This window comes from Candidatus Cardinium hertigii (assembly GCF_050864915.1).
Taxonomy (GTDB): Bacteria; Bacteroidota; Bacteroidia; order Cytophagales; family Amoebophilaceae; genus Cardinium; species Cardinium hertigii_D.
In genome coordinates this window covers 84,135-99,548 of the sequence record NZ_JBOZWY010000004.1, presented here as the reverse complement: position 1 = coordinate 99,548, position 15,414 = coordinate 84,135, and the positions used below count along the sequence as shown (strand labels likewise).

Sequence of the window (15,414 nt, the reverse complement as noted above, 5' to 3'; positions counted from 1 at the left end):
AGACCGTTGCAATAGACTTTTAAGATTTGTACTAAAAAAGTAGTTTTATTATTTATGGAATATTTAACTTCTAGTTTTGGTTTAAAGGTTTCTATTTAATTTTTTTGATGATATTGTTATGGCAGTAAAAGTAAGTGGTCAGTTAAGTTTATCAGATGTTTCAACTAGTCGTCGCAAATGTAAGCATAGGTTCTTTGATCAAATCAATAATTTGATTAACTGGTCATTAGTAGAAAGTGAGCTTCGTATTTACTATCCTAAAGGTTTACGTTTATCAGGGAAACCTACCTATAGTCCGCTTCTTTTATTTAAAATGCTTTTTCTCCAGACTTGGTATTCACTTAGTGATTATCAAGTCGAAGAAGAAGTAAATGACCGTATCACCTTTAGCAGATTTTGTGGTATTTCTATGGATAGTTCTGTTCCAGATCATAGTGTGTTAAGCAAATTTAGGACTGCTCTTACAGAAAAGAAAGCTTTAGATAGGTTATTAAAAATGATAAATGATCAACTATCTGACCATGGTGTATTGGTTCAAAGCGGCACGTCCTTGTAGAAAGTAAAGAAGGTTTAGTACTAGTAGTCAGTACTACCAAGGCATCCAGTAATGATGGCGATCATTTACAAATATTATTGAATAATTCGTCTCTAAAACCAGGTAGCAGGCTATATGCAGATAAAGGGTATAGCTGGTTACCAAACGAAACTTTACTAAATAAAAAGAAATTAAAATCAGGTATTCAAAAAAAAGGTAGCAGAAATCATACCTTATCACCTGCTGAGAAGCGGTTTAATAAATTGGTATCTAAGACGCGCTATAAAGTAGAAAGGGTATTTGGTAGCATTAAGAGGTGGTTCCGTATTGCAGGGACTAGGTATATAGGCCTTGATAAAACCCATACGCAACATGTTATGGAAGCTATAGCCTATAATTTATATAGGGCTCCAAATATCATTTTAAAGGGTTTTTAGGGGGATGGTATATCTAAAATATATAAAAATAAATCTGAAAATAAATAATTAATGAATTATATGCATCCTTAACAAAAAAACTACAAAAAATAACCTCAGAAACTTAACAAAAATTACAATAGCTATCTATAGCAACGGTCTCATTACAGGAATAGAAAACATTAGAATTATTCAAAAAGGACAATTAAATGGAGAAAACTATACAAAATTAACTACAGATGCGACAGAGCCCTTTAAGTAACATAATCCTATAATACAAACGTACGACTAACGTTAATTATTATTGTGAGTTGGTATTGTTTGATCTAGTAAAATAAATAAGTAATCATTATGCATAAAAAATATACATCACATTTTAAATATATCTGTTCAATATTAGTCATAACTATCTGTTTTTCATTGATTTCTGCTGGATGTAATCAGTTAAATAGATATGGGATGAACAGTAGTATAAGTCAACAAGATTTAAGCAAAAATAAAATAAAAAATAAATATTTACCTACTATATATTCAGATATACATACCCTTCTTAATATTGCAGAAAAAAATAATGATATTGAAAAATCTATTAGTTATCTAAAAGATTTAAAAATTGATATAAATAGTAAAGATCAATATGGGAATACTGCACTTCATTATGCATCAGGAAGTGGTTATGTAAAAATTATGGATTTCTTGATAAAATGTGGAACTAATATCAATCAAAAGAATATAGATCAGTGTGTTCCCCTTCATCTTGCAGCAAAATTAGATACAGTAGACGGTTTAAAAGCGTTAATAAAATATGGAGCTAATGTTAATGAAAAGGATATACATAAGTATACTCCTCTTCATTTAGCAGTATGGAAAAATAATATAGAATCCGTAAGAATGTTACTGAGTTGTGAAGAAATTAATATCAATGAAAAATCTGAAATTGGCTGTACTCCACTTCATGTTGCAGTAGCAAACCGTCATTTAGAAGTGATAAAAGAGTTAATAAAATATGGAGCTAATGTCAATGAAAAATCTGGAATTGGCCGTACTCCACTTCATATTGCAGCAAGAAACGGTCATTTAGAAGTGCTAAAAGAATTAATAAAATATGGAGCTAATGTCAATGAAAAGGATATAAGTAAGTATACTTCCCTTCATTTAGCAGTATGGAAAAATAATATAGAATCCGTAAGAATGTTACTGAGTTGTGAAGAAATTAATATCAATGAAAAATCTGAAATTGGCTGTACTCCACTTCATGTTGCAGCATCAAAAAATTATGTAGAAATAGTGAAATTATTACTGAAAAATAAAAGAATTTTGATCAATGAAAAGACTAACTGTGGCAATACACCTCTTGATTTAGCTAGGAAAACCCATCATGAAGAACTAGTTAAATTATTAACACAATCTGGTTCTGTTAGTAGCGGTAAACTGTAAGGTTCTGTCGCATCTGTTTTAAGGGGAGTGGTTATTTTATTAATTTTAGTCAAAAATTGACTAAAATGTTTACTATTACCCGTAGATTATTGCCCTATTTTAAAGGATTTTGTTCATCACCAGAGTTAATCCTTCTATTTGTGTATATGAAATGTCGTTTTTCTTTAAGCCATAGAGACTTGGAAAAGATGATGCATATGAGAGGCGCAAAGATTGATCATTCTACTTTACAAAGGTGGGTGATTAAGTTCATTCCCCTTATAGATCAATAAGTAAGAAAAAGAAAACGCCCAGTTGGTAGTAGCTGGAGGATGGATGAAACTTACGTGAAATTAAATAGTAAGTGGATTTATTTATATAGAGCAGTAGATCGTTATGGAGATACAGTTGATTTTTTTCTAAGTGAACGTAGAGATAAGTCTTCAGCTCTTTCTTTTTTTCGTAAGGCTATCAGAGATAATAACACTCCATCCAAAGTGGTAGTTGACAAAAGCGGTAGTAATAAAGCTGCACTTGATGCATTAAATACAGAACTAGATCAAGATCACAAGATTCAAATATTTCAAAACAAATACTTAAATAATAGAGTCGAACAAGATCATAGATTCATTAAAAAACGGATAAAACCCATGCTAGGGTTTAAGCACTTCCATTCGGCCAACATTACCATTACAGGAATAGAAAACATTAGAATCATTCAAAAAGGACAATTAATAGGAGCTAAAAAACAAGCATCTACTTTTGAGAACTTTGCTAAACTTATGGCCGCATAATATCCAAATTTGAAGACATGGGGGAGAACTATACAAAATCAAATACAGATGCGACAGAACCAAAACAAGCATCTACTTTTGAGAACTTTGCTAAACTTATGGCCACATAATATTCAAAATTCAAGACAAGAGGAGGAGCTATACAAAATCAAATACAGATGTGACAGAACCTTTTAGTCAAAAAACTCCATAAAAAATGATAAATATTTGTATTATGTTATAAAAGTACTTAGATTTGCAGACTGGTCAATTGATAAAAATATTGATAAAGTATATTAAATAGAATTTTACAAAGGATTAATTTAAGCGGAACTATAACAAGAGCATCTTAGGTTATCCATATGTGATAGTGTTCGAATAACCTAAAATAAAAACTTGTTAATACACAACTAAAGTATAAATATATATGACGCCTGAATTTATTAAAATTAAGTCTATTAATAGAGAAATATTTGGTCTAAATATAGTTTTTTTAGCGGCTTATGTTTTATTTAGTGCAAAAATGTGTACTTATAATACCTCTGAATTAGATAAAGTAAAGAGTATATCTAAATCTAATGCAGATTCTTCAGATAAATTAATTATATATGAATGTCTTGGATCGACAAAAGTAGGAGATATGAATTCAAATGAACCTGAAAAAAACATTAATATTGATTCCGATACATTAAATTTTTCTATATCTTCACAAAATTTTTCATTAAAATCAACTTTTGATGAAAATAAAGAGCATGAAAAATTTCTAAATCAATCAATCAATTAATTATAGTTACATCAACACCCAATTCTAATTCGCATAAAAATACTAAAGACGTCATGGACTTTTTACAGGAAAAGAGTAATGATATAAATAGAAAATATAAAATTGATCGTACCTCACTTCATGACGAATCATAAAAAAGTTATTTAGAGAATATAAAATATTTATTCAAAAATAATATTATTATAAATGAAAAATATAAAAATGACAATACTATTACTTATGAAGAATTTAAAAAAAGAACTGAAAAGATAAATAAATTATATAATAATATCAAAAAAAGAAGTGATTTATATAAAAATATTTTATCGGAATACATAATATTCCTTGACTTTTTGTCAAAGGCTAGAGCTTATACGAAAAAAGTGGTCTGTCGGAAGTGTTCACCAAACTGTGTCAAGACCTAAAAAAAGTTATAAATTGAAACCGTTGCAATAGAAAATTAAGATCTACTCAAAATAAGAAAAACGATATGTAATTATTGTTTGATGTCCTATAAAGGACATCAAAAGAAAGTGTTTTGCCAAAAATATATGCAAAAAGAGGTCATTTGACGAGTTTGTCTTTATAACCATAGGCGTCAAGTTAAGGATATAGTCGTGATATTAAATAATTTTAATTACCATAAAAATATTTATATGCGTCTGTTTTTTGGAATATAGGTGTGAATTTAAAGATATGATTTTTATAAAAATAAACACAAGATAAAATTTTATCAATTTTTATTATGGTATAGGATAAAAGAAAGTTAAAGTATAAGTTCGATTAATTTCATGAACTAAATCAAGTAACTTATACTATGCATAAAGTATCAAAATTATCGGTAATATTTAAAGATTTTTTTATAAAAAAAGCAAATTCATTATCCCATATTACCGGTTTTATCAAAAGAAATAGGAAACTTACAGGTTCTTCTTTTATTAAGACATTAGTATTAGGTAATATGGGAGGTACGGATTTGAGCTTAGAAAACATGTGTAGTTTGTTGCATGAAGATCATGTAAATATTACCAATCAAGGTTTATATCTAAAATTCAATTCAAATTCTGTTACTTTCATGCAAGTAATGTATAAAGAATGTTTACAGATATTTAAAAGCAGATTGCGACTTGATTGTAAAATTCTTGAACAATTTAATAGTGTAAGGCTGCTTGATAGTAGTCAAATAGCCTTACCTAACAGTATGGAAAGTATTTATAAAGGATGTGGATCTAGTTATAAAGGACGACCTAATAAGGCAAAATCTTCTATTAAATTACAGGTACTATTTGACTATCTAAATCAAAGAGTAGATAGGTTAGAGGTAACTGAAGGTATTAGGTCAGATCAAGGCTACCGAAACTATTTGGAAGATATAAAAAGTAATGATCTACTATTAGCAGACTTAGGATATTTTGTTCCTAATAGTTTTAAACAAATTAATGAAACAGGTGCTTACTTTATCAGCCGCTATAAATCCGACACTAATATATATGATACGCATAATGAATCAAAGATAGATTTAATAACCTTGTTAGATCAAAAGATTTTCTTAGAAAAAGAGGTTCTTCTAGGAAAAGAATTAAAGCTACCGGTAAGAATGATCTGCCATAAATTAACAGGTGAACAATCATTCAAAAGGAGAAGAAAAGCTAATATGTTAGCTAAGAGTCGTGGATATACCTCTTCCCAAAGAAACCAACGATTACTTGATTGGACAATAATGATTACCAATATTCCAGTTAGTAAGATAGCTAGTGAATATATAAGGTCTATTTATCGAGTTAGATGGCAAATTGAGCTGTTATTTAAGCTATATAAAAGCCATGTTAGACTTGAAAGTATTAAAGGTAAAATAAACTCTGCAAGAATATTATGTGAATTATATGCAAAATTCTGTGTAATACTTATTTTTCATGGCATAGTAAGCTGTATAAAACTGGAACCTGATAGAGAAATTAGTTTAACTAAAGCGTTAATTGAACTCAAAAAAAGGAGCAAAGAACTATTTGGGATCGTAAATAACAGGTTAGATGATTTACAATATTTTTTTAAAAAATTATTCTTAAACTGGTCAATATTTTGCCTGAAAGACAAGTATATAAAAAAAAGAATATCAACTCTAAATATGATAAAAAAAATAGCTATTAATCCTTAACTTGACGCCTATGGTATTTATAAGTGTGTAAATATTTTTTAGGGTTTATATTTACCTAAATGATAATACTTAAAATAGATGAAAAAAAAAGATATATCTAAAGACGGAATAATCAAGGCGATAGAAGTGCTTATAGACTCAGGAGTAGACCTATCGACTCTGTTTGATCAAGGCAGTTTACTGCAAGAATTAAGCAAACGTCTTGTAGAAAAAGCGTTAGAATCAGAAATGGATAGCCATTTAGGTTATACCAAATATAGTCGTAGTGATTCAGACAATGCTCGTAATGGTTTATCTAGTAAGCAAGTTATAACTGATAATGGGGTTATATCGGTTGATGTACCCCGAGATAGATCATCCGCTTTTGAACCTGTTTTATTACCTAAGCGTCAAAGAAGAATCCCTGGTTTAGATGATAAAATCTTATCTCTATATGCTAAAGGGATGAGCCTATGAGATATTCAGCTTCAAATACAAGAATTGTATGGTGCAGAAGTTAGTGAAAGCCTAATAAGTAACATCACAGATTCTATTATTGAAGATGTTAAGATATGGCAAAATCGTCCCTTAGAATCAGTCTATCCAATTGTTTTTTTGATTGTTTTGTAGTTAAGGTTAGACAAGACAAACGCATCATAAATAAGTCAGTATATGTTGCGTTAGGTATAGATCGCTTAGGGATAAAAAATGTTTTAGGACTATGGATGAGTGAAAATAAAGGATCTAAGTTTTGGTTAGGTAATTTGACAGAGCTCAAAAATCGTGGTATGCAGGATATGCTGATTGCTTGTACAGATAATTTATCAGGTATGCCTGAGGCAATCGGTGCTGTATATCCTAAAACAGACCACCAACTCTGTATCGTTCACCAAATTAGGAATAGCTTAAAGTATGTATCCTATAAAAATAGGAAAGCATTATCTGTTGATTTAAAGCCAATTTATACATCAGTAAATGAAGAAAAAGCATTAATGGCATTAGAAACTTTTGCTAACAAATGGGATAAACAGTACCCACAAATAGCGAAGTCTTGGTATGCAAACTGGAATAATCTGATGGTATTTTTACAATAAGAGTATTAGGCAAAATGGTCCGTAAATACACTGTAAGATCTATTATTTCACATTAATAATCATATTTTATATTGATTATGATAATAATATAAAACTTTATTGGGTTACATTAATTGTTTTCATAGTTTTTTATTACCACTTAAAATAAGAAAATATATAATTTTTTTGTAAAAGTTATAAAAGAAATAAAATACTACAAATCAGAAAAAAACATTTTTATAAAAATATTCTTTGCTTCAGAATATTAGCCTAGCGTGTATTTGCGCATGATTTTGCCTAGTACCCTTCTATAGAATAAAATGCAGATACAAGAGACCTAATAAATAAAATAACCCAATTAAATATGAAAGCTAAACAATTATTCAATATTAATGATACTATAAATACTTTTCTTGTAAAAATAACATATAGTACTTTTTTAGTTTATGTAACTGGATGTGGTACAATATTGAATCATAATATGAAAATAAATAGTACTAAAGAAAAGAATTATAGAATACATAATGAACAAGAAATATTAGAAAAAATTTTCCGATGTTCTAGAGAAAAATATATAAAAGATAGGTTGATTAATGGAAATCTAAATAGTTATAGGTCATTGGTAAAAGACCGTCTTCGTGGTATATTGTTTAATATAGAAAACTCAGACATTATTAATTTTATTTTTCTACATGAATGTAGGGAAAAATTAGATAATGTTAATCAATATAAATGCGTGATAAAAAGATTATTCCTTGATTGTATCAAAGAGAAACCAAGAGACATTAAATATTGGCTTCTTAATAAATATAATGGATCTTATATTTTGCATATTTTATTTCAGTATGAAAAAATAAAAAAAGTTGAAGAATCATGTGCATACATAATTCTAAAATTGATTGATACAGGAAATTTTTCTGAAAATGATAAAAAAATAATTGTTAATCAGAAAGATGATGATGGGAATACCTTATTACACATTGCAGTAGAAAAAAATTCTTGTTTGATTAATATTTTGCAAAAACTTGGTGCTGATGCATATATAAAAAATAAAAAAATAGAAACTTCTATTGATTTAATAAAAAATAAAGAAAGTTATTATAAAAAATTAGTTGAAAAATTAGAAGTAAATAAATTTTTATCTAAAGAATATAATAAAAATAATAATATAAGTGATTTAATAAACAATTTTTCTTTTTTAAAAGATTGCAAAATAACTTTAGAAAATAAAATAAAAAAAAATATAGAAAAAAATGATAATAATGATACTAAAAGTCATCAGAAAATTTATAGTAATGATGGGAGTCGTTACAGAGAACGTAGTTCAATAAGGAATAGTCATGATAGGAATCGTTACAGAGAACGTAGTCCAATAAGGGATAGTCATGATAGGAATCGTTACAGAGAACGTAGTCCAATAAGGGATAGTCATGATAGGAATCGTTACAGAGAACGTAGTCCAATAAGGAATAGTCATGATAGGAATCGTTACAGAGAACGTAGTCCAATAAGGAATAGTCATAGGAATAATGTACGCCATAATATGTTTATTTCTCATCCTAATATGCTTCCTATTCGTCCTATTTATCCTAATATGCTTCCTATTCGTCCTATTTATCCTAATATGCTTCCTATTCGTCCTATTTATCCTAATATGCTTCCTATTCGTCCTATTTATCCTAATATGCTTCCTATTCGTCCTATTTATCCTAATTATGAGACCGTTTCTATAGATAGCTATTGTGATTTTTGTTAAGTTTCTGAGGTTATTTTTTGTAGTTTTTTTGTTAAGGATGCATATAATTCGAGACCGTTGCAATAGACTTTTAAGATTTGTACTAAAAAAGTAGTTTTATTATTTATGGAATATTTAACTTCTAGTTTTGTTTTGAAGGTTTCTATTTAAATTTTTTGATGATATCGTTATGTCAGTAAAAGTAAGCGGTCAGTTAAGTTTATCAGACGTTTCAGCGGTTCTGTCGCATCTGTTTTAAGGGAGTGGTTATTTTATTAATTTTAGTCAAAAATTGACTAAAATGTTTACTATTACCCGTAGATTATTGCCCTATTTTAAAGGATTTTGTTCATCACCAGAGTTAATCCTTCTATTTGTGTATATGAAATGTCGTTTTTCTTTAAGCCATAGAGACTTGGAAAAGATGATGCATATGAGAGGCGCAAAGATTGATCATTCTACTTTACAAAGGTGGGTGATTAAGTTCATTCCCCTTATAGATCAATAAGTAAGAAAAGAAAACGCCCAGTTGGTAGTAGCTGGAGGATGGATGAAACTTACGTGAAATTAAATAGTAAGTGGATTTATTTATATAGAGCAGTAGATCGTTATGGAGATACAGTTGATTTTTTTCTAAGTGAACGTAGAGATAAGTCTTCAGCTCTTTCTTTTTTTCGTAAGGCTATCAGAGATAATAACACTCCATCCAAAGTGGTAGTTGACAAAAGCGGTAGTAATAAAGCTGCACTTGATGCATTAAATACAGAACTAGATCAAGATCACAAGATTCAAATATTTCAAAACAAATACTTAAATAATAGAGTCGAACAAGATCATAGATTCATTAAAAAACGGATAAAACCATGCTAGGGTTTAAGCACTTCCATTCGGCCAACATTACCATTACAGGAATAGAAAACATTAGAATCATTCAAAAAGGACAATTAATAGGAGCTAAAAAACAAGCATCTACTTTTGAGAACTTTGCTAAACTTATGGCCGCATAATATCCAAATTTGAAGACATGGGGGAGAACTATACAAAATCAAATACAGATGCGACAGAACCAACCAGGTGGACTAAATTATATAAAAACTATCTACCTTTCAGTATGCTACACGCTTATATATCCTTAAATAAAAGGAAAAGTATATCGATTATAAAATAATAATATAGTTAACTAAAAAGTTCTGATCAACAACTAATTATTTCGGTAATCAGGTTCTTTTTGAAAAGATTCTGTAATAAATTTTTTGTTGTTACATATGATTATAGAAAAGGTAGAACAATATACTATATCCAATCCTAGTCCTAATAAATAGATTGAATAAAATAATTTTAAATCTTCTTGTAGCATGATATATAAATTACCGGTTGGAGTTGATAACTTTCATAAGTTGGTATCTAAAGATTATCTGTTTTGTGACAAAACAGCTATGATTGCTGAGTTATTAGGAAAAGGAGATGAAGTTACCTTAATTACCCGTCCTCGTCGTTGGGGTAAGACGCTAAATATATCTATGTTACAGCATTTTTTTGCACCAGAAGTTAACGGGATAAATACGTCAGGTTTGTTTGATGATTTGGAGATTGGAAAGTTAGATGGAGGAAAGTACATTGATACCTATCAAGGTAAGCATCCAGTTATTATGCTAAGTTTTAAGGATGTTAATGCAGATAGTTTTGAAGGGGCTTATAATGCAGTGTATGAGTTGATTTTAAAAGTTTATAGTTGCTATACTTATTTGTTAAGTAGTGATAAAATTAATGAAATACAACTCAAGAAAATACATACTATTCTCAGCAATCAAGTTAATCAACAACAACTAGAATCCTCTTTAGAGTTACTTAGCCAATGCCTCTACCAACATCATGGTCAAAAAGTATATATTCTGATAGACGAGTATGATACGCCTCTTAATAAAGCTTACGGTAATCAGTCATACTTGAAAGCTATGGTCCAATTTATGCGTAATCTATTTAGTAATTCCCTAAAAGGTAATGCTACACTAGAAAAAGGCATATTAACAGGAATATTGCGTATTTCTAAAGATAGTATGTTATCTGGGTTGAATAACCTAAAAACTTATACCCTTTTAGATCAAGGTTATAGCAGACACTTTGGTTTGAGTGAAGTAGAAGTTCAAGATTTATTTATCAAACAAAATCTTTCTATTTGTTTAGATCAACTAAAAAGTTGGTACAATGGTTATAGGATAGGTGACTTAGTGATGTATAATCCATGGTCTATTATTTCTTGTTTAAGTGAGGATGGTCGTTTTGATGTCTATTGGATAAACACTGGTAATAATGATTTAATTAAGGAATTGATTCTTTCCTCTAATAATAGCATTAAAGAACAATTCGAAGGATTGATGCAAGGGCATTCTTTAAAAGTATCTATCGATAAGCATCTTTCTTTTGATTTATTAGGTACCAATGAAAATTCTTTATGGAGCTTACTTTTATTTGCTGGATATCTAAAGTCAGTTTATGTTGTATTTAATCAAAGGAATGGTCTATACGATTGTACACTAGAGATTCCTAATCAAGAAGTAGCTACGCTCTATAATAGATTTTTTGAGGAATGGTTGCGCACAAAATTTCCTAGTCAGTCTAAGTACGATTCTTTTTTGAATCATATGGTTATGGGTAAAATAAATGAATTTATTAGAGATTTAAGGATCTATTTATTTGAAAGTGTTAGTTTTTTTGATGTTCATTCCGGTAAACAAGGTGAGAGCTTCTATCATGGTTTTGTCTTAGCTATGCTGGCTAGCATCAGTCATAGATATTATATACGTTCCAATAGAGAAAGTGGTTTAGGGCGTTATGATCTTCTGTTAATTCCTAAAAAAGAATGTTCAAGAGCACTTCTATTGGAATTTAAGTATGCCCGTAAAGAAGAAGATCTGGAACATTCGGCTAAAATTGCTTTAGATCAGATAGGTTTGCAATCGTATCATACCGAATTATTACAATATCCTCATGTCCAAGAAGTATTAGAAGTAGGTATTGCTTTTTCTGGAAAGTCTGTATTAGCTGCTTATGCTACTTATGACCTAGTTGATAATAAGATTGGATCAGTTCATTTAACCAGTAGGTAGGCTATCGGTCGAGTTTGTAAATAAAGTGGTTCTTTCGCATCTGTAGTAATTTTGTATAGTTCTCTCCCTTGTCTTCAAATTTGGATATTATGCGGCCATAAGTTTAGCAAAGTTCTCAAAAGTAGATACCTGTTTTTTAGTTCTGATTATCTGATATTTTCCCGTTCTATTTAATTTTTTGAATATCGGCTCTAGATAAACCAGTAACACGTATAATCTTATCTACTGAATCTCCTTCTTTAAGCATTGTTTTAGCTATTTCTACGTTTCTTTCTAGCTTACCGTTTTCTTCCCCTATTCGGATCCCTTTTTCTTCCCCTATTCGGATCCCTTTTTCTTCCCCTATTCGGATACCCTCTTCTCTACCCTCTTGTCTAGCTTTTTGTTTCATGTAATCTTCTACAGCCTGATTATCCATGATTCGCTTGATCTCTTGTTCATAGGTAAACAATTCTTTTTCTGACCAGTTGAATCTATTTAAGGCTTCATAGGCACGTTGGATAACTAAATCAGAGCCTATTAGTTTTTTTAGGTCTTCTTCGCTTGTAGAAGGAGCATGCTTAAAAAAATAACACCACTTTTCTATAATACTAGAGAGTCCTTCTATACAACTGATATTAAATTTGGGTAACTCTATAAAAGTGAATGAAAAGTCTTTTAAATCTCTTTCATACGTTTTTGCGTCTAGAATAACATGATTAGATAAGTAATCTTTTTTATCAGGAAATATAACATAATCCGTAATAGCTATAAAGATCACTGCTTTAAGATCTTGGTATCTAGCACCTAATTCTTGTCCTGAGTTGAGTTGCCTGGAATAGGCCTTAGAGGCATAATACTGCGCTCTTTTTTCAAAACCCTTTTGGGGGGAAACCTGCATCTCTACTATTATTTGCTTCCCATATTGGTCTGTGCATAACACATCTACTATACTTTCTTTCTTATATGCAATATCTGGATCCTGAATCGTGGACAAGAATGTAACTTTTTCTACCTTATCTGAGCCCTTTAGATTTAGTACATCATTGATAAAGTGAATAAGAATATCTTTATGTTTTTCGCTACCAAATATCTTACGAAAGGCTACGTCGTTCTTGGGACTTAAAAACTTTGAAGTTACCATAGGGGTAGAAAAGAGATATCAATCACAATATTCAATATAATAACTTTTAGGCTTATAGTAGGTCTATACTTCTAGAAAATAATCTAACGTCTCTATTCATTCGATACTTTGTATAAGTGAAAAAGACCGTTGAATGATATACATTTTGAGTATATTATATACCATATAAAACCACTAAAAAATGTTAAGTATTACGGTATAATTTATGTTAATAGATAACAGATGTAAAATTTTAGCTTATTAGGGGTCAATTTGGATATGGGGAATATGAAGTCTTATCGTACATTTTAGATCCATTTTGCCTAATACCCTTAAACTAGCATAATCTTTTTGTTCATCAATTCGGTAAATTTTTTGATGTTGCACACCTCTGATACGAGGTGAAAATGTTCGACCCAGCAAAGCGAAAGATGCAAAGTTAATTTCTGTATAACCTTGATTATCTGTATAATGCTCTTCTAGAGCTAAATAACTTTCATTTATAGAGTAATCCATCTAATACGTAAGCAGCATCTCGATCCGTACATTCAATAGTAGAGTAAAGCAGAGGCGCCTAGTTTTCCCAGTTTCCTCCACCTCCTCATCAAACCGTACGTGAAGTTTTCCTTCATACGGCTTTCCGATGATCAACGCGAATGTCAACATACAGGCAGCATGCGAAGCCTTATCAACTATAGCAAAGATGGCCACTGACTTTATATAGTCCTTGGGTATGTAGAGCCTTATGTGTAGTAGTTAGGATTTAATCTAACAATTGTTAAATTGTGTTGATATAAATACGGACTATTATTATGAACTTAGATCAAAAAATAATTAAACCGAAACTAGGTTTATTAGAGTTAGCCAAAACGTTGGGTAACATCTCATCAGCGTGTAAAAGCATGGGTTATAGCAGAGATAGCTATTACCGTTTTAAGTCCTTGTATGAACTAGGTGGTCAGGATGCCCTACATGAGATAAGTCGCAAGAAACCTATATTAGCTAATAGAGTAGATTCTAAGATAGAACAATCAGTAATTGATATGGCCATAGATTATCCGGCATATGGTCAACTTAGGGTATCAAACGAGTTAAAGCAGCAAGGTATACTTGTTTCTCCTGGAGGAGTAAGATCTATCTGGTTACGCAATGACTTAAATAATATAAAGAAACGTCTTAAGGCTATGGAAGCCAAGATGACTCAAGATGGTATTGTTTTGACTGAATCCCAGTTATCAGCCTTAGAAAGACGTAAAAATAAACAAGAATCATGTGGAGAAATAGATACGGCACATCCTGTTTATTTAGGTTATCAAGACACTTATTATGTGGGTACCTATAAAGGTATAGGTAAAGTATATACGCAAGTATTTATAGATAGCTATTCTAGAGTATCTAATGCAAAACTATATACTGATAAGACAGCTTTAACAGCATCTGATCTCTTAAATGACAGAGTATTACCTTGGTACCAAGAGCAAAGCATACCAATCTTACGTATTCTAACAGATAGAGGTACGGAGTATAAAGGAAAAATAGAACATCATGCTTTTGAGTTATTTTTAAGTATTGAAGGTATAGAGCATACGGTTACTAAATCCTATTCACCGCAAACCAATGGATTTTGTGAGCGTTTTAATAAAACTATGAAACAGGAATTTTTTGATACAGCCATGCGTAAAAAAATCTATAGCAATCTAGATGATTTACAAGAAGATTTAGATTACTGGTTGTATTACTACAATTATGAGCGACCTCACTCTGGAAAATATTGTTACGGAAAAACTCCGATGCAAACTTGGGAGGATAGTAAAAAATTAGTACTTGAAAAAAATAATCAAATCGCCTATATTAAAAACATGGCTGACAACCTAGACTTAACTGACAACTATAAACTATAATTTTTTATTGCCTGTCAGATTAAATCCTGACTACTACACATAATTTTATGTATGCTAATCATAATCAATTAAAAACTCATTTACATGCTTACTTGATGGCTTACAATTTTGCTAAACGATTAAAAGCACTAAAAGGAAAAACTCCTTGGAAATCTATTTTGGATACATGGGAAAAAAATCCAGAATATTTTAATACTAATCCAAACCATTTCTTACTGGGACTAAACAGCTAGTCGTAAGATTTGATCCCAGTTTTCCAGGAATAGTCTCTTGAAGACTATATAATACACCATCTAGTGGCAGTTGAGTCAGCTTTCTAAAAGCTATTACTGCTGCCTACTGAGCACTACTTAATACTTTAGATTTACGTTCTTTAGGACCCATAGGTAAGTCTTTAGGACTTTCTCTTTTACGCCATTTAACTACTGTTTTAGGATTAACATTAAATAATTTAGACGT

General features: G+C 30.2%; 9 protein-coding genes and 4 pseudogenes. 11 read left to right on the top strand and 2 right to left on the bottom strand.

The annotated features are described in order from the left end of the window. Positions 1–118: 118 nt before the first annotated feature. From ACRRVD_RS03420 to ACRRVD_RS03380, 9 genes and pseudogenes are all read left to right on the top strand, one after another. A pseudogene (locus ACRRVD_RS03420) lies at positions 119–972 on the top strand (transposase). Positions 973–1,302: 330 nt separating this feature from the next. After that, complete coding sequence (locus ACRRVD_RS03415) at positions 1,303–2,388, top strand: ankyrin repeat domain-containing protein (protein ID WP_432461733.1); 1,086 nt, start codon at positions 1,303–1,305, stop codon at positions 2,386–2,388. A gap of 65 nt (positions 2,389–2,453) precedes the next feature. After that, a pseudogene (locus tag ACRRVD_RS03410) lies at positions 2,454–3,161 on the top strand (IS6 family transposase). Between the two features lie 406 nt (positions 3,162–3,567). Then, positions 3,568–3,924, top strand: coding sequence for a hypothetical protein (locus ACRRVD_RS03405; RefSeq protein ID WP_432461731.1), 357 nt, complete (start codon positions 3,568–3,570; stop codon positions 3,922–3,924). Positions 3,925–4,720: 796 nt separating this feature from the next. Next, the gene (locus ACRRVD_RS03400) at positions 4,721–6,058 is read left to right on the top strand and encodes an IS4 family transposase (protein WP_432461730.1); all 1,338 of its coding nucleotides are present in this window, start codon (positions 4,721–4,723) and stop codon (positions 6,056–6,058) included. 78 nt (positions 6,059–6,136) lie between these two features. Continuing rightward, positions 6,137–7,131 (top strand): annotated as a pseudogene (locus tag ACRRVD_RS03395) (IS256 family transposase). A 343-nt stretch (positions 7,132–7,474) separates the two neighbouring features. Then, entirely contained in the window at positions 7,475–8,866 is a 1,392-nt protein-coding gene (locus ACRRVD_RS03390) for a hypothetical protein (RefSeq protein WP_432461729.1), read from the top strand. A gap of 280 nt (positions 8,867–9,146) precedes the next feature. Then, positions 9,147–9,852 (top strand): annotated as a pseudogene (locus tag ACRRVD_RS03385) (IS6 family transposase). Between the two features lie 348 nt (positions 9,853–10,200). Next, complete coding sequence (locus ACRRVD_RS03380) at positions 10,201–11,952, top strand: AAA family ATPase (protein ID WP_432461728.1); 1,752 nt, start codon at positions 10,201–10,203, stop codon at positions 11,950–11,952. Positions 11,953–12,118: 166 nt separating this feature from the next. Here ACRRVD_RS03380 and ACRRVD_RS03375 read toward each other — a convergent pair whose 3' ends face one another. Together ACRRVD_RS03375 and ACRRVD_RS03370 are read right to left on the bottom strand one after the other, a co-directional pair. Further along, positions 12,119–13,075, bottom strand: coding sequence for an Rpn family recombination-promoting nuclease/putative transposase (locus ACRRVD_RS03375; RefSeq protein WP_432461727.1), 957 nt, complete (start codon positions 13,073–13,075; stop codon positions 12,119–12,121). Between the two features lie 240 nt (positions 13,076–13,315). After that, positions 13,316–13,570 (bottom strand): Tn3 family transposase, encoded by a 255-nt coding sequence (locus tag ACRRVD_RS03370; RefSeq protein ID WP_432461726.1) that lies wholly within the window; start codon positions 13,568–13,570, stop codon positions 13,316–13,318. Positions 13,571–13,866: 296 nt separating this feature from the next. Here ACRRVD_RS03370 and ACRRVD_RS03365 point away from each other — a divergent pair, with 296 nt between their 5' ends. Both ACRRVD_RS03365 and ACRRVD_RS03360 read left to right on the top strand, forming a co-directional pair. Beyond that, a complete protein-coding gene (locus tag ACRRVD_RS03365) occupies positions 13,867–14,955 on the top strand; it encodes an IS481 family transposase (RefSeq protein WP_432461725.1) in 1,089 nt (362 codons plus the stop codon). 47 nt (positions 14,956–15,002) lie between these two features. After that, the gene (locus tag ACRRVD_RS03360) at positions 15,003–15,188 is read left to right on the top strand and encodes a hypothetical protein (RefSeq protein WP_432461724.1); all 186 of its coding nucleotides are present in this window, start codon (positions 15,003–15,005) and stop codon (positions 15,186–15,188) included. Positions 15,189–15,414: the final 226 nt, after the last annotated feature.

Coding starts and splice junctions, on each gene's coding strand:
- ACRRVD_RS03415 (WP_432461733.1), top strand. CDS start 1,303: ATGCATAAAAAATATACATCACATTTTAAATATATCTGTTCAATATTA.
- ACRRVD_RS03405 (WP_432461731.1), top strand. CDS start 3,568: ATGACGCCTGAATTTATTAAAATTAAGTCTATTAATAGAGAAATATTT.
- ACRRVD_RS03400 (WP_432461730.1), top strand. CDS start 4,721: ATGCATAAAGTATCAAAATTATCGGTAATATTTAAAGATTTTTTTATA.
- ACRRVD_RS03390 (WP_432461729.1), top strand. CDS start 7,475: ATGAAAGCTAAACAATTATTCAATATTAATGATACTATAAATACTTTT.
- ACRRVD_RS03380 (WP_432461728.1), top strand. CDS start 10,201: ATGATATATAAATTACCGGTTGGAGTTGATAACTTTCATAAGTTGGTA.
- ACRRVD_RS03375 (WP_432461727.1), bottom strand. CDS start 13,075: ATGGTAACTTCAAAGTTTTTAAGTCCCAAGAACGACGTAGCCTTTCGT.
- ACRRVD_RS03370 (WP_432461726.1), bottom strand. CDS start 13,570: ATGGATTACTCTATAAATGAAAGTTATTTAGCTCTAGAAGAGCATTAT.
- ACRRVD_RS03365 (WP_432461725.1), top strand. CDS start 13,867: ATGAACTTAGATCAAAAAATAATTAAACCGAAACTAGGTTTATTAGAG.
- ACRRVD_RS03360 (WP_432461724.1), top strand. CDS start 15,003: ATGTATGCTAATCATAATCAATTAAAAACTCATTTACATGCTTACTTG.